Below are 18,162 nucleotides of genomic sequence, written 5' to 3'. Positions count from 1 at the left end.
AAATGCGCTAGATTTTCCGCCATGATAACAGCGACACAGATACGCGGCGCGCGCGCCATGATCGGGATGAGTATCGAAGAGCTCGCCGCCGCAACCGGCCTGCCTGTGGAGACCGTGACGGCGCTGGAAAACGGCGAATTTGCGGGCGAGCCGCACGCGCTGTTCGATGTGCGCAGCACGCTGGAGGCGCACGGCATCATCTTCCTGTCGAGCGGCAATCAGGATGAAGGCGGCCCCGGCATCCGGTTGCGTGCGCGCACCGTCAGCGACGACGGTATCCGGCCGGAAAACCTCAACGCCGCAAACGACGATTAGGCCGGCGCGGGCTCAATTCATCCTGTTGGTTGCGGAACCAATCCGACACTTGGCCGTTTCCGCTGTCCTATCAGATATTTGAGGGCAGTCATTTGAACAGCAGGAATGGTCTCTACGTTCTCATCGGCGTTCTCGTCGTCACCGTCATCGGCCTCGGTACTTATATCTACCGTGAGGAAAGCAAGCCGCAGGGGATTGAGATGAGCATCGGCAAGAACGGTGTCTCGATCGAGCAGAACTGAACGTCAGAGGTAGGTCTTTGCCAGGTCGGCGAGTTTGCCGCCGTCCTTCACGCCCTGCCTGTAGAGCTGAATGATGACCGCACCGATGCGCTCGGCCTCGGGTGTCGTCCTGGCGAGGCCGCGTTCATCGCAGACCTTGTCGAGCACCTGCGAAAGCAGATCGAGATCTTCCGAAAACAGCGGCAAATCATGCGGATGAATTGATGACCGTAACATCACGCCGCATTCCCTCCGAGGGCAAACGCATCCACGCTTGCATCGCCGGCCGCCCTCCGCAACCGACAGAAATGATTATGCGCGACGGCTTGAATTTTAGCAACTGCGCAAATTTCCACGAAACAAAATCCGGGAACAAATTTTCGTCCCGCGCGTTTTGACGCCGCCCTGTGGCAATAATCAGTGAGTGCAGACGTTGAGTGAAATACGCTTCCCCTCCCCCATCCGGGTGTTTTCTCCAGAGAGCAGCCTGATCGTGTCCACCGTCTGGGAAGCCGTCGAATATCTCAAACAATGGCCGAGCAAGCGTGGGCGTCACTATCGCGTCGCGCGCCAGCATTGCCTGGACGCGCTCGACGGGCTGCGCAGCCCGCGCGCCGCACAGGCTTCCTTCATCACAGCGGCGAAGACGGCGGGATTGCTGCTGTGAGATCAGCTGCTGTGGCGGCTGGCGGCGGCGAGCTGGGGGTGAATGGAGCCTTCCATAATCACCTTGGCGGTCACCTCGATCACCTGCTCCTCGGCAAGTTCAGCAAGCGCGAGGGCGACATCGCCCTCCGACCAGCCAGCCTTAACGGCCTCCTCGGACAAAGCCTGGAATGCGCCGGCGAGGGCTTGCCTGCAAGTGATATTCTGCTTCATTTCCGCCATGCGCTCGCACTAGGCTATTTGTGACAGGGACGCTTTTAATCTACACATATTCGCATGAAAGCGAAGAGGTTTCACGTTTTTTAGATTCGAAATTGCGTATCTCATACTTAATCTTGGTATAACCTTAACAAAAGGCAACAAATAACAGCTCCGTAACTCAAAGCGTACCAAAAAGAACTAATAGATTTATTTGATTCCACACCCACAAAGGGTATTTCATAGCGTTATTTACTGCAAATGGTCGCAATATCGAAGTCGAAACGACGACTGGGTACCCGTCCCGGCAAAGTGAAATCCGATTTGCGCCACGTTTCATCATCTTCCCTGCACCCTGTCAATCGGCTTCAGGATCTCCCATCGGCGAGCGCCGGCGCCCTTCGTTCGTGAGATGACGGCTAGCCTAGCCGAATGCGCATATCCGCCAACCGCCATCCTCAGCTGCCGCGAGCGCCTCCTGCGCTAATCACTTTAATACCACAACGACACCACACTGCCGTCAAACTCCGCCGTACGATTGTGTTGCGTATTATTGGGTTGGCGGGCTCATTTTCTCCAGGAGGTAAAATGTCTATCGAACTAGACGCGACGACCTATGTGCATGCTAAACCGGCGACGGCCCATTCCTATATTCTGCCGGCCGTAGTCGATGTTCTTGAGAACAGTTTTCAGGAGGCAAAAGAAACATCGGTCTTCGACCTCGGTTGCGGTGCCGGCGGTGCTGCGGCCGTGCTTGCAGGAAAGGGCTATGATGTCACCGGTGTCGATCCCTCCGAGGACGGTATCGCAAAAGCGAGAACGGCCCATCCGGATCTGCCGCTGGAAATCGGCTCCGGTTACGAAGATCTCTCCAGCCGGTACGGGACCTTCGATGCGGTGATCAGCCTCGAGGTGGTGGAGCACGTTTATGATCCCAAGGCGTTCTCGGCCACCATGTACGATCTGGTGAGGCCCGGCGGCATCGCGGTCATGTCGACGCCTTTTCACGGTTACTGGAAAAATCTGGCCTTGGCCGTCAGCGGCAAGATGGACGATCATTTCATGCCCCTCAAGGACCATGGCCATATCAAATTCTGGTCTCCGGAAACGCTGAGCACGCTGCTGCATGAAACAGGTTTCGAAGACGTCGACTTCGAATATGTCGGGAGGATTCCGCTGCTGGCAAAATCGATGATCGCGATTGCCCAGAAACCGCACTGAAGATCAACCGTTTTCCGCAATGGCCGCGAGAGCGCCGCCATACGAAACGTGATGTTCTGACTGGATTTCAAGGGGATAAATGGTCGGGGCGACTGGACTCGAACCAGCGACCCCTTGACCCCCAGTCAAGTGCGCTACCGGGCTGCGCTACGCCCCGACCTGCCGAAACGGCTTGCTTCGTTTAGTTTTTCGGCGCGTGCAATGCAAGCGGAAAAACTCGCCTCCCACAAAAAGAGGCGGTTTGTCTAATTGATCAGATCGCCGCGAGCGTCAGCCGGCCTTCGGCGGTATGGCGGGGCTGCCATGCCTGGTAGTTGGCGATCGAGAAATGTGGGGTCTCGAAGGGGGTGGCGTGGGTTTCGGTAATGACGGTCACGTCGGCACCGGCGGCTTCGCCGGCGAGGATGCCGGCGACGGCGTCTTCGAAGACCAGGCATTTCGCGGGATCGACGCCAAGACGGCTGGCGCCGAGCAGATAGCCTTCGGGGCTGGGCTTGCCCGATTTGACCTCCTGGCCGCTGACGATGACCTTCGGCATCGGGATGCCGGCGGCGGCCATGCGGCGCCTGGCAAGCTCGATCGGCGCCGAGGTGACGATCGCCCATTTGCCGTCGGCAATGGCGGAGAGGAAGCGGATGGCGCCGGGGATTTCGACGATGCCGGAGACATCCTCCATCTCCTCGACGAGCAGCAAGTCCGCCTCATGGGCCGGATCGACGCCGGGAAGGCCGAGCCCGCGGATGACGTCGGAGGCGCGAATGCCGTGGATGGTCTTCAGAAAGACCTCCGGTTCGAAGCCATGGCGCCTTGCCCATTCGCTCCAGACGCGTTCGACGACGGCGATGGAATTCAACAGCGTCCCGTCCATGTCGAAAAGGAAGGCGTCATAGGATCTGTCGAGGATATCGTGGAGAGCGGGCACGGGGCGTTCCTTGCGGGTGCGAGGCCGGGGCGACCCCTGCACAGGCGAGTAGCGGAGAGCGGCGGCGGCGTCAACGCTAGTCGTTGACGTCGGGATGGGTGACGTTGCGAACGTCGGCCAGACCGCGGGCAGCGTCGCGGCTGCCGGTCGCGGCAGCGGCTTCGAAGATACGGGTCGCATCGCCATACATTTTGAGATTGAGGTAGCAATAGCCGCGCAGAACCATCAGGTCGATGCGTTCCTGCTGTAGCTGGGCGCGCTGATCGAGATAGATCAGGGTCTCGCGATAACGCCCGGCATCGAAGGCCGAAAGCGCGCGGTCGGCGAGGATCGCCACCTGCAGCTCAGCGGCGCGCTGGCGGTTCTGCGGCGCCTTGGTGGCGGCAACGGCGGCGTTGCTGGAAAGGCCGGCGCGCAGATAGGCAAGGCTCTGGCCGTAGGCTGCGTCTTCACGGTCTTTGCGGACCGGGCTCTGCAATGCCGCCTCGAAGGCCGAGATGGCCTCCATCGGCCGATTGATATCCATCAGGCACCAGCCGCGCGACAGCGCATTGGCCGGGCTGAGCTGACCCGCATCGAAGGTCGTCGAGCAGCCGCGTGTCTGGCGCGAACCGCGCGCAACGGTCACCGTCTGCATCGCCGGCCTTGCCGGGCGAACGGCCACATCGGGCTCCGGCTGCAGCGGGGTGCGGCGTTCGGCCGGAAGCGGCTCGGCCGCCGTGGCAGGGCGTTGCACCGGCTGCGTCGGCTGAACCGGCTGCTGCGGGGCAAGCGTGCCCTTCTCCGGCGGCACCGCGCCCCCATTCGGCATCAGCGATGAGGTGTCTTCGAGATTGATGATCCGGGCCGACCGTCCGGCCCAGGCGCGCTGAAGCTCGAGCACACCCTTGCGGTCACCCAGTTGCTCGCGGGTGACGACAAGGCCATAGGCCGACGGTTCGTCATCGGGCTTCCAGACGAGTGCGGTCTCGAACCAGCGCGCGGCGGTCTGGAACTGGTTGAGCGAGCGGGCATACCAGCCGAATTGCTGCGCCGTCGGCACGTATTTCCGGGCGATAACTTCGGCGGCGATGCGATGCAGCACGTCTTCGGCGAGATCGGCCGGGGGCTGCAGCGCCATCAGATTGGCGGTCGCGGCGAGATAGGTGGCGCTCGCATCGTCGGAATCCGCACGCCAGCGGAACATCACGTCCTCGGCTTCCTGAGGCGCCTTGCGGGCGATCAGCGCCAGCGCCAGCCCCTGCGAAGCGGCGGCCGTATCCTCCTTGGCGCGGGCGGCGCGGAACCACTTCTCCGCCTCAGGATCGTTGTTGCGGCGAAGCTGGTACCAGCCGAGCAGCAGCGCATCCGAGGCAAGCCCCTCGGTCCCGGCGAGTTTTTCGAGGCGGGCGACATATTCGGGCGCGATGGCGAGCTTCGGATCGTCATTGCCTTCGGCCATGAAGCGCCGGGCGAGATTGTCGCGGATCGCGTCGAATTCCTTGCTGCCGTCGGCAGCGGGCTTCTCCAGCGCCAGCAGCGCCTGCATCGGCTGGTAGGCAAGCAGTGTCGAGGCCTTTTCCACAGTCGCCTGCCGCTCGGCCGGATTGGGGCAGTTCTTCAGGATATAGCTGTAGGCGTCCTGGCCGCGCTGCTGCCTCTTCGTCTGGATGAAGGCTTCGGCGACACGCCAAAGGACGTCGACCTCGCTGCAGGTGAGCAGGCTCGGCGTTGTGGCTGCGATATCGACCACCGTCGCATATTGCTTGAGGTCGGAAGCATTGATGAGGCGGGCGCGGTCCTCGGCGACAGCGAGCCGCTCGAGCAGATCGGCCGGCGGCTGCCATCCGGCATCGGCTGCCTGACGGTCGGCGAGCGCCCTGCGCAGCTCGGCGTATCGGCCATCGGAATAAAGCTGCCACATGGCCTCGAGCTGTTTGTCGCCGTTCTGCGGCACGGCGAGCGGATCGGCCGGCGGAACCCAGTTCGGGTAGAGCGCCTGAAGGCGAGAGATCTCGGCCTGCAGGCGCACTTTGTCGCCGCGGCTGGCGAAATAACGAAGCGCGCTTTCATCGACAGCAGGCTGCGTCGGGGCGACGGCCTGCTGCGGCGCTGGAGGCTCGGACACGATGGCAGGCGTGACCGGGGACGGAGAAGCCGTCGGCTGAGGCGTGGGTTCTGGCGCGGATGGGGGCGCAGATTGAGGCGCGGCTGATTGCGGCGGTTCTGGCTGCTGCGCGACGGCATTCGGATCTGAAGTATCCGATGCCGATGGCGGCGGGGACGTGATCGCCTCGATCTTGTCGGCGACGAGTTGCGCATTGAATTCGGAATTGCCGGCAGCATCGTTCGGCTTGATACGGCCCATCATCATCAGTTCCGGCGCCGGCTTGCCGGCAGAGCCAAGGCCGAACCTTTCCTGCAGAGCGGCACGGTCCTTCAGTCCGGTGACAAGGCTTGCCACCACCACTGCCGCTGAAACCGCCACGAGAGAAGACTTCACAGACACTCCGGATGCTTCTCCCCGATATAGGCCAGCCCCAGCAGTTGAAGGGTGGACGGATAATAGAGCGCAGGGGCAAACTGCAGCGCCGAACTCGGCAGCCTGGTCCCATCGACAACACAGGCCACAACATCGTTAACAATTCGATAACCGGGGTCCGACAGCACGGTCTTCGGCCGGCCGGTGGTCAGATCGATCGTGGCGGGAACGCCGTCTTGCGACATCCCCTTTTGCAGGCGGACGAGCAGTGCCTTATCGGTGATGCCGCCGCGGGCGAGATATAGCGGGATGCGGATGGCGTTGTAGCCGAATTCGGCGTCGAACCCCTCTGCCGGCCGCGGCTTGTCGTGCAGGCTCACCCATTCGGCAGGAAGCTTGCGCGGGCCGAACTGCATCGTCTTCAACAGTTCCACGCCATCGTCCGACAGTTTTTTCCAGGCATCCGACGGCGCGAGCGCTGCCATCACCGGGATCGCCTCATAAATCCAGTAGGACGGGTTGACGACCGGACCATCGTCGCGGTCGCTGCCGGTAAACCCTTCGGTTCCCGGCATCAGCAAGGTGCGGCCCTGCGAGCTGCCGACGGTTTCGGCAAGCAGCGCCTGCGCCATGCGGGAGGCAGCGAGGATATAATCTTCACGTTTCCATGCCGTGCCGGCAAGCGCCAAAGCATAGGCGATCAGCATGTCGCCGTCGGTGGCATTGTTGGTGTCGGCCACGTGCGGCTTGACGTTCGGATCCCATTTCCAAACGGCCAGGCCGTCGTCGCGCAGCAGCAGCTCGGTGCGGGTAAAATACCAGATCTGCTCGAAATCGGCGGGGCTTGCCGAGAGATAGGCGAGCAGCAGGCCGTAGCCCTGCCCTTCGCTGTGGCTGATGTTGCCGTTGCCGTTGTCAACGATGCGGCCGCTCGGATCGAGAAACTTCGCCTTGTAGGCCGACCAGGCGTCGGCATTAATCATCGCCTGCTGCGCGGTAGCCGGCAGGCCCGGTGCAACCGCGACAGAGGCCGCCAGCAGAAGCGCGCGCCACCGCCTCATTTCGACCGGCCCAGCTTCTTCAGCATCGTCGACGTGGTGACGCCGATCAGGAGCACGAAGACGACCAGCAGCGAGGCATAAGAGAGGATATTCGTCGACAACCAGTTGGCGGCGATCAGGCGATAGTTGGCGATCGACCAGGGCGTCGACGGCACGAAATCGAAACGGGTGACGGGCAACGCCTCGATCTTGCCGGTCTTGCTGGAATAGGTGGTGATGTGGCCCGACAACTGCGGCCAGTTCAGCTGCGAGGTCAGAACCTCGACCCCTTCACGCAGATCCTTCGCCGATGGCGCCGCCACCACGGTCCAGGAGCCCGCTCCCGCGGGGCTGGAGCCCTGGGCCACCAGAAGCGAAGCGGTGTTGGGCGGCGTAAAGATTTCCTCGGCGCCCGGCACGAATTGCAGCGAGCTGCGGGAAATATCGAAATTGCGCCACAGCCACTCGCGGAAGGCAATCATCCGGGTGCGAAAGACACCGCCGCTGACCTTGGAATTCCATTCCTCGAAGGCCGTACCGGTGTCGACGACGCCCGTCTGCGCATCCGTCACTGGACGCCATGAGGCCTGGCTCGCCGTTGCTATATTGGTCTGCGACAGCGCAGTTGTCGGCATCTGCGAGATCGAGCCGATGAAGATCGCGTCACGATCTCCGATCGTATTCGGCGAGGCAACGGTTTCCACGGGGATCGGATGGCCGGCCATGATCGCCATCTGGCCGAGCAGGGTCGCGGCGGCCGAAAGCGTGTCGGCGTCGACGCGGTCGATGAACAGCGGCATCGGTTCGGTGGCCCGGCCATAGGGATAGGCGGTGCCGGCCATGGCGGCCAGATTCGGCCGCTGACCGACGCGGGCGAAATCCGGCATCTGCAGCTCTGAGGTATCGAACAGGGCAAAGCGGGGATTGGCGCCGGCTGTCGCGCCAGGCGCGCAAGCCGCATCGTCCTTGGTCATCAGGATCGCCTCGATCGCCACCGTATTCAGGCCGGGCTTGACGTGCCGCATCGTCACGCGGATCGGCAGATGGCGCAGAATGCCGCCTGTTGTCGTGGTGATCGGCACGGTGGAGGCGATATTGTCGTTGACGTAGATATCGATGTGGCTGCCGGGCAGGACGTTGTCGGTATAGGCGGCGTCGAGCAGCACCTTCGCCTCGCCATAGGCATTGGCATAAAAATCCGCCGGCACGGCGATGTTGAAGCTGGTCCGCAACCGCCGGCCGGAAAATTCGGTGGTCTTCACGCCGAGCTGAGACAAAGCGATGTTGGTATCGGAAAAGACCAGCGGCGCGTTCGGCGCGCTCCAGCGTTCGGTGGTCAGCACGTCGCGGCGGATATCTGCGGATCTGTCGGTCGGGGAGACGATGGTATCGATCGCCGATGAGACTGCCGGCCAGGACGGGCCGCTGATCAGAAGCACCGGTGAGCCGCTGCGCGGATCGGTGACGAAAGCGGCGAGTGCCGCACTTTCGGCGCCGGGCGGCAGGCCCGGAAAGAGCGGCCGCAGTTCCGCCGCGGTACCGACGAGCACACTGAGCTTACCCGGCCCGCCGGCCGGAAGCGAAGCAGTGCTGAAGGCAAAGACCTGGTTCGGCATGCTGCTCAGCACGGAGAGGCCCTGCGCCAGCCGCAGTAGCGGCTTGGTGGTGCCCGGCTGCTCCAGCGCCGGGACGACGATGTCGAACTCGGTCTTGCCGGCGCCGTCGACGCCGATGGCGCGGATCGCATCGGCGCTCGCCGGCTCTGCGGCATCGCTGCCGGCAAAGCTCAGATAGGTTCCGGCCGGATCGATATTCGACCACAATTCATAGGTCGACTGGATGCTGCAATCGGTGCGGTGGCGCTGGGCGGCTTCGAAGGTAACGACATTGGCGCCCGGCTGCAGCAGGCCTGGCGGAACCGCGAAGGTGACGGCCGACGGGCCGTCCGGCGAGCCGACGCGCTGCTGGCCGATCGGGCGATTGTTGAGATAGACGGTCAGCGCCGAGGCCTCAGGCGCGACGACGATCGAATTCTGGTAGGCGAAGGTGAAGCTCGCCTTTGCGGCCGCCTGTTCCTGCGTCAGGTAGACGGACCATGACCGCCGATCATATTCACCGCTGAGACCGAGCTTCGAAAAGGGAACGACATAGCGACGGATACTGTTGGGGCGCTGAACCGGAGCCGTATTCGCCGCCGCGGCCGGCTGCAGCGCCGGCTGAACGGCGATTGCCGGGGGAACCGGTGTAGGAGCAGGAGCAGGTGTCGCCTGGGGTGCCGGTGCCGGCAATACGGTAACCGGGGGCGTGACGGGAACCGGCGCAGCCGCTGCCGGCGGAGCCGGCGGTGTCTGTCTCGGGGCAACGGCGGCGCCGGGCGGACGCTCCCCGGACATGTCGAAGGGTGCCGTCTGCGCCTGGGCGAAGGCGGAGGCATTCAGCAGGAAAAGCGAGGCAGCGACGATGCTTCTCATCCGGCGTTGACCTTTGCGGCCTGCTGCTGGGCTTCGCGTTCCGGCCGCATACTGCGGAAGAAATAAACGAGGCCGCGGCTCGTCTGGTAGAACGACAGACCGAGGAACCAAATGGTGCCGCGGATCAGGCCCGGATTGCGGCGGCGCGAGGCCTGGAACTCGGTCCACTGGCCCGAGTTGGCAAACATCAGGTCTGCGATCAGGCGGTGGTCGAGCGCGCTTTTCGGCACGTACTGGCAGCCGACATTGCTGATGTCGCCCGACGGCTCGATGTTGCGGACGATCAGCGGCAGGGTTTCCAGTTCCGCACCGCTATAGGGCCGGAAGCGGATTTCACCGAGGGCACCGACCAGCATCTCGTCGAGTTGCTTGTTGAAGATGTGGAGCCTGGCGCCATGGACCGAGACGTCCTCGATCGAGGCGGTATACCACTTGCCGTTGGCGCCGAATTCGCAGCGCCGGTTGACGCGGACGCGGCGGGACAAGGCGCGCTCGCCGCGCTCGGACACGACACCAAGCGCGCAGCCGGCCATGATCAGGTTGATGAGGTTCCAGCCGCCGACGACAAGGGTGACGTCGGCCTTATAGGGCTCGGCATAGATTCTATAGATGGTGATGACGAGCGCGATGATCTGCACCGCAAAGATGACGAAGAACGGGCGGCTGATCTCGGACAGGCGGCTGACGGCGATCGATTCGTCCTTGGCGGTGACCTTGAAGGTCGGCTTCCTCGGATTGAGCATGACGGAGATGACCGCCGGCAGCAGATGCACAGTCTGAACATATTCGTAGAGTTCGGAAATCCATGGCCAGCGGAACGACCCGTAGAGGTAGTTCTGCATCATCAGGTTCACCAGCATGTAGGCAAGCGTATAGGCAAGGAACTCGCCGCCGGAGGCTGTGAAGATTTCCAGATCGAAGAACAGGTAGAAGAGCGGTGCAAACAAGAAGATCGTGCGCGGGAACGGGAAGAGCCAGAACAGCGTGGAGGACATGTAGCAGAGGCGCTGCGGGATCGACAGGCCGCGTTTCAGCAGCGGGAAGCGGAAGCGCAGGATCTGCATCATGCCCTGCGCCCAGCGGCTGCGCTGGCCGATGAAGCTTGCGAAGGTGGCGGGCTGCAGGCCGGCGATCAGCGGCTTGTCGACATAGATGCTGTTCCAGCCGCTGCCGTGGAGCGCTAAGGCCGTCTCGCAATCCTCGGTGATGCTGATGCCGGAAAAGCCGTTCTGGGAGTCGAGCGCCCTGCGGCTCAGGACCGCCGCCGAACCGCAGAAGAAGGCGGCGTTCCATTTGTCGAGGCCGCGCTGGATGATGCCGTAGAACATTTCGTTCTCGCTCGGCATCTTGTCGAAGGTGCGCAGGTTGCGCTCCAGCGGATCGGGATTGATGAAGAAGTGCGGAGTCTGAACAAGGAAAAGCTTCGGGTCGTCTTCGAAGTAGCCGACGGTCTCGAGCAGGAAATCGCGGGCCGGCGCGTGGTCGGCATCGAAGACGGCGATGAGTTCGCCAGTCGAATGTTTCATGCCGTTATTCAGATTGCCGGCCTTGGCGTGCTCGTTTCGGTCGCGCGTGAGATAGCTGACGTCGAGGTCTTCGCAGAGCTTCTTCAGCTCGATATGGCGGGCAGCGGCGGCCTGGGCTTCGAGCAGCTTGCCGGAATTTCGCTTCTGCAGGGTGCCGCCATCGTCGAGCAGCCAGACATGCAGCTTTTCGGCCGGATAATCCATGGCCTTGGCGGCCGCCAGCGTGTTGCCGAGAAGCCCGGCATCCTCGTTATAGGACGGAACGAAGACATCGACATGCGGCAAACGCCCGGGATTGGCGGCGCGCGAGGGGCGCGGCGGCAGCGGTGTGGCGACGATGAACAGGCTCAGCGCCAGCATCGCGACGCTGTACATTTCGGCGAGATAGAGCAGCAGGCCGGGAATGAAATTCTCAGGCTGGTTTACCGGCGGCAGGGTGTTGGTGGTGCGCCAGTAGACATAGCGCAGCACGATCGAGGTGCCGAAGGCGAGCGCCACCAGGCGCCAGGTCCCCTCGCCCTTCAAGACCTTGATCAGCGCCATCACCGTCACCACCGTGATGCTGGTGATGAGCTGGGTCTGCAAGTTGACCGGCAGCGTGATCAGCACGATCAAGCAGAGCGAAACCACGGCCCATATGAAGACACTGCGGGCTTTGCGCATCGACGTTCCTTCGAAATTGCTCAACCGGACACCATCGGCGCTCCGGGCATGCTCACTAGAACGGGCATGATGTCGTCCGAAAACCGCTCACACTTTTCGGCATCATGCTCTATCTCCGGCAGGCGGCCGTCATGGCCGCGTCGCCTATGCAGTCTGGCGAAGGCACGGTGACGCCGATCGCCCTTGCGGATTGTTCGACCGGCTGTTCGGGCGGCGCGGCTGCCGCATCCGGCATCACCCTCGCCTGCGGCGCCTCGCCGGGCAGCGGCACGCGCGGGCCGATGGGCGCGGGCATCGGTGCGGCGCCCGGTGCCGGGGTCGAAGCGTTGCGGGGCAGAACCGCCCGCGGCCGGCTGATAATCGCGGGCGCCGGCTCGTAGCCGATCGGCATCGGGCTGGCGCGATAGCCGCCCTGGTCAGGATAGATCGGCGCGCCCGTGCGGCCGAGCGCAACGTCGGCCGGCGGCGGATTGCCGTAGGGATTCCAGATCACCCCGTCGAAAGTGCCCGATATGGTATAGCCATAGACGATGCCGAGCAGTTGGCGTTCGCTGGCATTCGCGTCGCAGAGACGCAGGCGCAGCTGGATCATGCCGAAATTGCGCGCCTGGGTGTTGGCATTGACGCTCGAGCGGATCTGCTGCCAGGCATAGATGCAGGTGTCGCCGCCACGGCTGCGGCCGGAGGCGTAACCAAAAGGGCCATAGCTGTTCTGCAGAAAGGTCGCCGACGTCGCCATGGGCACGCCGGGGGCGGAGCGCGCCACTTCGCGGGCAATGCCGCTCTCATTGATCATGCTGAAGCCGGCATTGCCGGTGCCGGGGTTGGCCCCGGACGCGCCGAAAAATTGGACCTTCAGGAAGTTCTGGCCGGGCACGGAGGATGAGGTAAACAAGGAAACCGTCTGCTCGACGCCGTTGCCACGCTTGCGTTCGACCACGCTGACGATCGACGGGCCGCCCGGCGGCGGCAGGACCAGCGCCTTCTCGGGCGCCACGGTCTCCGGCCCGGAGGGCTGGCGGACACCGCCTGTCGACGTGCAGCCGGCCATCATGCCCGCCACTGCCACCAGCGATATCGTCATCCGCAAACGCATGTCTTGAGCCGCCGCAATCGTCTTTCCAGATATCCATCCGCAAACCGAAACGCGACGGACCTTCGAATCAACGACCACGCGGCCGTTCACAGGGTATAAATCGCCAACATGGTTAACGAAGCGTAAACGGCCGACCCTTGATGCCGTTAAACGAACCCGCGCTGACCGTGATTCGGACAGCTCAACCGTATGGTGCATAAATTGATTTAGCAACACCTTAACTGCGCTGATGGCGACTGTCTTGTGCCACGATGAAAGGCCGGCGGGGAACTATGCCGCATGGCCAGCGTTGCCTCGGTGTCCAAAGTTAAAAAGGAGAACATCCCATGCGCAAGATCATGCTGGCTGCGGCCGCCATGCTGACCATCAGTTCCACCGCCTTCGCGCAGAGCACCGTCATCGTCACCGATCCCGCACCGACCGGCTCCGTCGTGTTGCCAGGCGAAGTTCGCACCTATGTCATGGAGCAAAATACGCCGTCCGTCGTCTATGACGGCGATATCGCCGTCGGCGCGACGCTGCCCGATACCGTCGAAGTGCACACCGTGCCGAATATGGACGGTTATGGCTATACCGTCGTCAACGAGCGACGCGTCATCGTCGAGCCGAAGACGCACCGCGTGATCCAGGTCATCGAATAAGGCGATCGGGGACAGAGGACATGTTGCCGCCTGGAACAGGATGATTTTAGGCTCGGTTGGCCTAAAATCCAAATCCTGTTTTAAATTAAAGAGTTAGAGCATGATGTCATGAGAAAGCCGCTCACACTTTTCGGCATCATGCTCGGCTTCACGTGCTCTCATCTTCCATTTTCGCCGGCACATTCAGAAGTTCGCGGATCTTGTGGGCTAGCTGCTCCAGGCTGAAGGGCTTGGCGAGCAGGGAGACGCCATGATCGAGCACCCCGTTATGGACGATGGCATTACGGGTATAACCGGTGGTGTAGAGGATGCGGATCGCCGGCCATTTTTCCTGGACGATATCGGCAAGCTGGCGTCCGCTCATTTGCGGCATGACGATATCGGTGAGGATCAGGTCGACCTCCCGATTTTCTTCCAGAAGCAGAAGCGCCTCCATGCCGCTTGCCGCCTGCAGCACGGTGTAACCGAGCTCATGCAGGCTTTCGGCGGTCATGATGCGGACGTTCTCATCATCTTCCACCACCAGGATCGTATCGTTGACGCTGCCTTGGGGAATAGGCTGGGCGCCAGCCGCATTCAACCTGGCGCTCATCGCGCCGACATGCCGGGGGAGATAGATCTTCACCGTCGTACCCCTGTCGATCTCCGAATAGATCTTGATGTGGCCGCCGCTCTGCTTGATGTAGCCGTAAACCTGGCTGAGGCCGAGACCGGTGCCCTTGCCGGGTCCCTTGGTTGTGTAGAAAGGGTCGAATGCACGCTCGATCACGTCAGGCGACATGCCGGTGCCGGTGTCGGTCATGCTGACCATCACATATTGCCCGGCATCGACCTCCGAATGCATGCGGGAATACCGCTCGTCGAGTTCGGTATTGGCGGTCTCGATGGTCAAATGTCCGCCGCCGGGCATGGCGTCGCGGGCGTTGACGGCAAGGTTCAAAATAGCGTTCTCAAGCTGGCTCAAATCGGCAAAACTCGGCCAAAGGCCGCCGGCAAGCACGGTCTCGATCCGGATCTGCTCGCCGAGTGTACGCCGCAACAGCTCGGACATGCCGCCGACGAGCTTATTGAGATCGATCACCTCAGGGGCGAGCGGCTGCTGGCGCGAGAAAGCGAGCAGACGCGCGGTCAGGACCGCGGCACGCTGAGCGCCGTCTTTGGCATTCTGGATGGAGTTCAGCACGCGGGGATCCTCATGCCCGGTCATGCGTCGCTGGGCAAGATCGAGGTTGCCGATGATGATCGCCAGCATGTTGTTGAAATCATGGGCGACGCCGCCTGTGAGCTGACCGATCGTCTCCATCTTCTGCAGCTGGCGCACCTGCGCCTGTGCCGCGGCATTCTCTTCCATCTCGTGCCTGAGTTCGGCGGTGCGCTGGACAACCGTCTGTTCGAGGCGCGTGTTGAAACCGTTGAGCTCGTTGCGGAGGCGGCTCTGCCGGCGATGCGCGATGATGATCATCTCCATCAGCCCGATGATGATCGCCGCATTGATGAGATAGGTCGACAGCCCAACCCATTGGCCGGCGCTGACCGGCCAGAAGATATTGTGCGGCTCGACGAAAAACTGCTGGACAATGAAAGCGGCAAGTATCGCCGCGACGAGGCCCGGCCCCGCGCCGCCAATGAAACTCGCCAGCAATATCGCCGGGAGGAAGCTCAGAAAGGGAAAGCCGGAAAGATAGTCGCTGGCGGCAAGCCGCAGAAGAAACGTCAGGCCAACGAAGGCAACGGCCAGCGGATATGTATAACCCGGCCTGTGACGCAGCCAATCCGTGGCACTCAGCAAATCCATTCCAGACCCCTCCTTACGGCGCTGCGCCTTATCAGACGCGCAAAGAGCGCCGTAACACTTTGAATTGCTGCAGAGTTTTATCCCAAAATCGATTCCGATTGAAGGAATTATGCAGTTGCCGTTGCGCAGGCGGCGTCCCAGCTTTTACACATGGAATTTCACCCGGCAATATGCTGTTTCTCGCACTGCCGGGCACGACGTCTTGACGAGACATGCCAGGAGTCCACATAAATCCGCATGCCCGGCAAGGGGAAATGGGTGGACGCGAACATGAAAGACATATTCATCGTCGAAGACGATGCGCTGATTGCCATGCTGCTCGAGGACATGCTCGCCGATCTCGGCTACCGGGTTTGCGCCAGCGCGCCCGATCTCGAACGGGCGCTGGCAGCCGCCAGGGATACTGAATTCGACGCTGCAATTCTCGACGTCTCGCTTGCCGGGCAGAGCTCGCTGCCGGTCGCAAACCTGCTCGACGAACGCGGCAAACCCTATATCTATGCAACGGGATACGGCGCCGCCCCTGCCGGCAGCAGCCCGAGCACATTGCCGGTGCTGCAAAAACCCTTCCAGCTCAGCGAACTCGAACAGGCGATGAAGCGGCTTACCGAAGTCTAAAGCGCGTCGCGATCTTTCAGATTCGCTCCTTGCGCTTTGTGTCTTTGTTTTACGCATGTCGTTGCGGCAAAAGCGCTTCGCGCTTTGCTTGGGAAACCGCTGTACACTTTTGCGCGACATGCTTTGAAGCGTCTCGCCCGGAGCCGTGCGGCGATCCCGGGATAACGACATGCATAAGAATAAGAGTTCCGGTCAGCGCACCTGATCGAGCAGACGCTTGCATTCCAGCAGGTCGTAGAGCGCCTCCTGCAGCAGCGCCCTGTCTTCCTTGCCAACGCTCGACTTGCCGATCGAGACTTCCTGCTCGTCCTCGCCAGCCACAAAATTGAAGAAGCGGCGGGTAATCGGCGGCTTGGCGCGGCCGACAATCTGGTCTTCGTCGGCCATGCCGACGCGCGGTTCCCCGGCGGCCGCCTCCTGCACGCCCGAGGCAAGCGCCTCGACGCTGGCGAGATCGCCGTGGCCGACCGATATGACGAACTTGTTGCCGTTGGTTTTCAGAAGCTTCTGCACACCCTTGATCGTATAGCCGTGATCATAGAGCAAATGCCGGATGCCCTTGAGAAGATCCACATCCTCGGGCCGGTAGTAGCGACGGCCGCCGCCGCGCTTCATCGGCTTTATCTGCGGAAAACGCGTTTCCCAGAAGCGCAGCACATGCTGCGGCAGATCAAGATCGTCTGCGACTTCGCTAATGGTGCGAAAGGCATCGGGGCTCTTGTCCAACGTCATACTGCTACGCGACCTCGTGGCTCGATCTTACGGCGACTCATCGTATTTCAACGGTTTGGCGCCGACAATTCAAGTCATGTCTCGACGTTGCGCACAACGCAGGACGGTGCGAAGGGAGAAAATCGCCGTTTCGAAACGGGAAGCCGATGATCAGGAGGCCGGATTCTGCGGCTTCAGCTTGACCTTGCGGGCGACATGCGCCTTGAGGATGCGCGTCTTCAGCACGTTCGACGCCTTGAAGGTCATGACCCGGCGGGGAGAAATCGGAACCTCTTCGCCGGTCTTCGGGTTGCGGCCGATCCGCTCGTTCTTGTCGCGCACCTGGAAGGTGGCGAAGGAGGACAGCTTGACGGTTTCACCACGCACGATGGCGTTGCAAACTTCGTCGATGACGGTTTCCACAAGTTCCGCAGATTCGGTCCGGGAAAGCCCGACCTTGCGGAAAACCGATTCCGCCAGGTCTGCTCGCGTCACTGTTTTTCCAGTCATGGTTTCCCCGCCCATTTCAAATATTTTGTGAAATCGCGCAAAGAGTATTTGTCTTGCGCCTTACGGTCAAGCTCTTGTTCGCCGCCAGTTTTTTTGGATTCGTGCCTACCAGCGCAGCAGAACGGCGCCCCAGGTGAAGCCGCCGCCCATCGCTTCGAGCATCACCAGGTCGCCCTTCTTGATGCGGCCGTCGCCGGCAGCGGTCGCAAGCGCGAGCGGGATCGAGGCCGCCGAGGTATTGCCGTGTAGATCGACGGTGATGACGACCTTCGCCGCATCGATGTTCAGCTTCTTGGCCGAACCGTCGATAATGCGCCGATTGGCCTGATGCGGCACCAGCCAGTCGAGATCCTCGGCGGTGGTCCCGGTCGAATCGAAGGCAGCCTGGATGACATCGGTGATCATGCCGACGGCGTATTTGAAGACCTCGCGGCCTTCCATGCGCAGCTTGCCGACGGTACCCGTCGTCGATGGCCCGCCATCGACATAGAGCTTTTCCTTGTGCGAGCCGTCGGAGCGCAGATGCGCCGTCAACACGCCACGATCGGCAACGGTGCCCTCGCCTTCGGTCGCTTCAAGCACGATCGCACCGGCGCCGTCGCCGAACAGCACGCAGGTGGTACGGTCGTTCCAGTCGAGAATGCGTGAAAAGGTTTCAGCGCCGATGACGAGAACGCGCTTGGCTAGGCCGCCGCGGATGTAGGCATCCGCCGTCGTGACAGCATAGACGAAACCGGTGCAGACGGCCTGGACGTCGAAGGCGAAGCCGTGGCTCATGCCGAGGCGGTTCTGGATGTTGACCGAGGTTGCCGGAAAGGTGTTATCAGGCGTCGAGGTGGCGCAGATGATCAGATCGATATCGGCCGGCGTCAGGCCGCCATTGGCAAGGGCAGCTCGCGCGGCGGCCTCGCCGAGCGAGGCCGTCGTCTCGTCATCGCCGGCGACATAACGCTGGCGGATGCCGGTGCGCTGGACAATCCATTCGTCCGACGTGTCGACGATCGCTTCCATGTCACCATTGGTCATCACGCGCTTCGGAAGTGCGGCTCCAAACCCGCGAACCACTGAACGGATCATATTCGATTGA

At 62.0% G+C, this 18,162-nt stretch carries 18 protein-coding genes and 1 tRNA gene; 6 read left to right on the top strand and 13 right to left on the bottom strand.

The window, feature by feature from the left end:
- Nucleotides 1-21: 21 nt before the first annotated feature.
- Together FHX03_RS27045 and FHX03_RS27040 are read left to right on the top strand one after the other, a co-directional pair.
- Entirely contained in the window at nucleotides 22-315 is a 294-nt protein-coding gene (locus FHX03_RS27045) for a helix-turn-helix domain-containing protein (protein ID WP_097627132.1), read from the top strand.
- A 92-nt stretch (nucleotides 316-407) separates the two neighbouring features.
- Nucleotides 408-557 carry a hypothetical protein gene (locus FHX03_RS27040; RefSeq protein ID WP_097627130.1) on the top strand — a complete coding sequence of 50 codons (150 nt, stop codon included), beginning with the start codon at nucleotides 408-410 and terminating at the stop codon, nucleotides 555-557.
- A 3-nt stretch (nucleotides 558-560) separates the two neighbouring features.
- Here FHX03_RS27040 and FHX03_RS27035 read toward each other — a convergent pair whose 3' ends face one another.
- The gene (locus tag FHX03_RS27035) at nucleotides 561-773 is read right to left on the bottom strand and encodes a hypothetical protein (protein ID WP_029872887.1); all 213 of its coding nucleotides are present in this window, start codon (nucleotides 771-773) and stop codon (nucleotides 561-563) included.
- Between the two features lie 196 nt (nucleotides 774-969).
- On the opposite strand from FHX03_RS27035, the gene FHX03_RS27030 reads away from it, so the two are divergent.
- A complete protein-coding gene (locus FHX03_RS27030; RefSeq protein ID WP_097627128.1) occupies nucleotides 970-1,203 on the top strand; it encodes a DUF982 domain-containing protein in 234 nt (77 codons plus the stop codon).
- A 2-nt stretch (nucleotides 1,204-1,205) separates the two neighbouring features.
- On the opposite strand, the gene FHX03_RS27025 is transcribed toward FHX03_RS27030, so the two are convergent.
- Nucleotides 1,206-1,424 (bottom strand): hypothetical protein, encoded by a 219-nt coding sequence (locus tag FHX03_RS27025; RefSeq protein ID WP_183856315.1) that lies wholly within the window; start codon nucleotides 1,422-1,424, stop codon nucleotides 1,206-1,208.
- A 564-nt stretch (nucleotides 1,425-1,988) separates the two neighbouring features.
- On the opposite strand from FHX03_RS27025, the gene FHX03_RS27020 reads away from it, so the two are divergent.
- Nucleotides 1,989-2,621, top strand: a complete 633-nt coding sequence (locus tag FHX03_RS27020) for a class I SAM-dependent methyltransferase (RefSeq protein WP_097627127.1) — start codon at nucleotides 1,989-1,991, stop codon at nucleotides 2,619-2,621.
- Between the two features lie 80 nt (nucleotides 2,622-2,701).
- Here the strand turns inward: FHX03_RS27020 and FHX03_RS27015 are convergent.
- From FHX03_RS27015 to bcsN, 7 genes are all read right to left on the bottom strand, one after another.
- Nucleotides 2,702-2,778, bottom strand: a tRNA-Pro gene (locus FHX03_RS27015).
- Between the two features lie 96 nt (nucleotides 2,779-2,874).
- Nucleotides 2,875-3,543 (bottom strand): HAD family hydrolase, encoded by a 669-nt coding sequence (locus FHX03_RS27010; protein ID WP_097627125.1) that lies wholly within the window; start codon nucleotides 3,541-3,543, stop codon nucleotides 2,875-2,877.
- A gap of 76 nt (nucleotides 3,544-3,619) precedes the next feature.
- Nucleotides 3,620-6,025, bottom strand: a complete 2,406-nt coding sequence (locus FHX03_RS27005; RefSeq protein ID WP_097627123.1) for a cellulose synthase — start codon at nucleotides 6,023-6,025, stop codon at nucleotides 3,620-3,622.
- Complete coding sequence (locus FHX03_RS27000) at nucleotides 6,022-7,065, bottom strand: glycosyl hydrolase family 8 (RefSeq protein ID WP_097627121.1); 1,044 nt, start codon at nucleotides 7,063-7,065, stop codon at nucleotides 6,022-6,024. Before FHX03_RS27000 ends, FHX03_RS27005 begins: the two co-directional genes overlap by 4 nt.
- Complete coding sequence (locus FHX03_RS26995) at nucleotides 7,062-9,515, bottom strand: cellulose biosynthesis cyclic di-GMP-binding regulatory protein BcsB (protein WP_097627119.1); 2,454 nt, start codon at nucleotides 9,513-9,515, stop codon at nucleotides 7,062-7,064. The genes FHX03_RS27000 and FHX03_RS26995 overlap by 4 nt, the downstream gene beginning before the upstream one ends.
- Nucleotides 9,512-11,704 (bottom strand): UDP-forming cellulose synthase catalytic subunit, encoded by a 2,193-nt coding sequence (gene bcsA, locus FHX03_RS26990; protein WP_097627280.1) that lies wholly within the window; start codon nucleotides 11,702-11,704, stop codon nucleotides 9,512-9,514. Before bcsA ends, FHX03_RS26995 begins: the two co-directional genes overlap by 4 nt.
- Nucleotides 11,705-11,813: 109 nt before the next feature.
- On the bottom strand, nucleotides 11,814-12,800 hold the full coding sequence (gene bcsN, locus FHX03_RS26985; protein ID WP_097627117.1) for a cellulose biosynthesis protein BcsN: 987 nt from the start codon (nucleotides 12,798-12,800) through the stop codon (nucleotides 11,814-11,816).
- A gap of 326 nt (nucleotides 12,801-13,126) precedes the next feature.
- Between bcsN and FHX03_RS26980 the strand changes: the two genes are divergently transcribed.
- Nucleotides 13,127-13,441, top strand: coding sequence for a DUF1236 domain-containing protein (locus tag FHX03_RS26980; RefSeq protein WP_097627115.1), 315 nt, complete (start codon nucleotides 13,127-13,129; stop codon nucleotides 13,439-13,441).
- 148 nt (nucleotides 13,442-13,589) lie between these two features.
- On the opposite strand, the gene FHX03_RS26975 is transcribed toward FHX03_RS26980, so the two are convergent.
- On the bottom strand, nucleotides 13,590-15,236 hold the full coding sequence (locus tag FHX03_RS26975) for an ATP-binding protein (RefSeq protein ID WP_183856313.1): 1,647 nt from the start codon (nucleotides 15,234-15,236) through the stop codon (nucleotides 13,590-13,592).
- A 270-nt stretch (nucleotides 15,237-15,506) separates the two neighbouring features.
- On the opposite strand from FHX03_RS26975, the gene FHX03_RS26970 reads away from it, so the two are divergent.
- On the top strand, nucleotides 15,507-15,854 hold the full coding sequence (locus tag FHX03_RS26970; protein WP_097627111.1) for a response regulator: 348 nt from the start codon (nucleotides 15,507-15,509) through the stop codon (nucleotides 15,852-15,854).
- Nucleotides 15,855-16,046: 192 nt separating this feature from the next.
- On the opposite strand, the gene FHX03_RS26965 is transcribed toward FHX03_RS26970, so the two are convergent.
- The 3 genes from FHX03_RS26965 to FHX03_RS26955 form a co-directional block, all read right to left on the bottom strand.
- Nucleotides 16,047-16,586, bottom strand: a complete 540-nt coding sequence (locus FHX03_RS26965) for a MerR family transcriptional regulator (RefSeq protein WP_183781160.1) — start codon at nucleotides 16,584-16,586, stop codon at nucleotides 16,047-16,049.
- 150 nt (nucleotides 16,587-16,736) lie between these two features.
- Entirely contained in the window at nucleotides 16,737-17,075 is a 339-nt protein-coding gene (locus FHX03_RS26960) for an integration host factor subunit alpha (RefSeq protein ID WP_003578475.1), read from the bottom strand.
- Between the two features lie 105 nt (nucleotides 17,076-17,180).
- Nucleotides 17,181-18,152, bottom strand: a complete 972-nt coding sequence (locus FHX03_RS26955) for a beta-ketoacyl-ACP synthase III (protein ID WP_037073922.1) — start codon at nucleotides 18,150-18,152, stop codon at nucleotides 17,181-17,183.
- Nucleotides 18,153-18,162: the final 10 nt, after the last annotated feature.

It is taken from the genome of Rhizobium sp. BK456 (genome assembly GCF_014194045.1).
Classification (GTDB): Bacteria; Pseudomonadota; Alphaproteobacteria; order Rhizobiales; family Rhizobiaceae; genus Rhizobium; species Rhizobium redzepovicii.
This window is presented reverse-complemented; position numbering and strand designations above follow the sequence as displayed.

Excerpts from the sequence above, each read along its gene's own strand:
- FHX03_RS27000 (WP_097627121.1), bottom strand. The coding sequence starts at position 7,065 with ATGAGGCGGTGGCGCGCGCTTCTGCTGGCGGCCTCTGTCGCGGTTGCA.
- bcsN (WP_097627117.1), bottom strand. The coding sequence starts at position 12,800 with ATGCGTTTGCGGATGACGATATCGCTGGTGGCAGTGGCGGGCATGATG.
- FHX03_RS26960 (WP_003578475.1), bottom strand. The coding sequence starts at position 17,075 with ATGACTGGAAAAACAGTGACGCGAGCAGACCTGGCGGAATCGGTTTTC.
- FHX03_RS26965 (WP_183781160.1), bottom strand. The coding sequence starts at position 16,586 with ATGACGTTGGACAAGAGCCCCGATGCCTTTCGCACCATTAGCGAAGTC.
- FHX03_RS27045 (WP_097627132.1), top strand. The coding sequence starts at position 22 with ATGATAACAGCGACACAGATACGCGGCGCGCGCGCCATGATCGGGATG.
- FHX03_RS26995 (WP_097627119.1), bottom strand. The coding sequence starts at position 9,515 with ATGAGAAGCATCGTCGCTGCCTCGCTTTTCCTGCTGAATGCCTCCGCC.
- FHX03_RS27020 (WP_097627127.1), top strand. The coding sequence starts at position 1,989 with ATGTCTATCGAACTAGACGCGACGACCTATGTGCATGCTAAACCGGCG.
- FHX03_RS27025 (WP_183856315.1), bottom strand. The coding sequence starts at position 1,424 with ATGGCGGAAATGAAGCAGAATATCACTTGCAGGCAAGCCCTCGCCGGC.
- bcsA (WP_097627280.1), bottom strand. The coding sequence starts at position 11,704 with ATGCGCAAAGCCCGCAGTGTCTTCATATGGGCCGTGGTTTCGCTCTGC.
- FHX03_RS27035 (WP_029872887.1), bottom strand. The coding sequence starts at position 773 with ATGTTACGGTCATCAATTCATCCGCATGATTTGCCGCTGTTTTCGGAA.
- FHX03_RS26970 (WP_097627111.1), top strand. The coding sequence starts at position 15,507 with ATGAAAGACATATTCATCGTCGAAGACGATGCGCTGATTGCCATGCTG.
- FHX03_RS26980 (WP_097627115.1), top strand. The coding sequence starts at position 13,127 with ATGCGCAAGATCATGCTGGCTGCGGCCGCCATGCTGACCATCAGTTCC.
- FHX03_RS26955 (WP_037073922.1), bottom strand. The coding sequence starts at position 18,152 with ATGATCCGTTCAGTGGTTCGCGGGTTTGGAGCCGCACTTCCGAAGCGC.
- FHX03_RS26975 (WP_183856313.1), bottom strand. The coding sequence starts at position 15,236 with ATGGATTTGCTGAGTGCCACGGATTGGCTGCGTCACAGGCCGGGTTAT.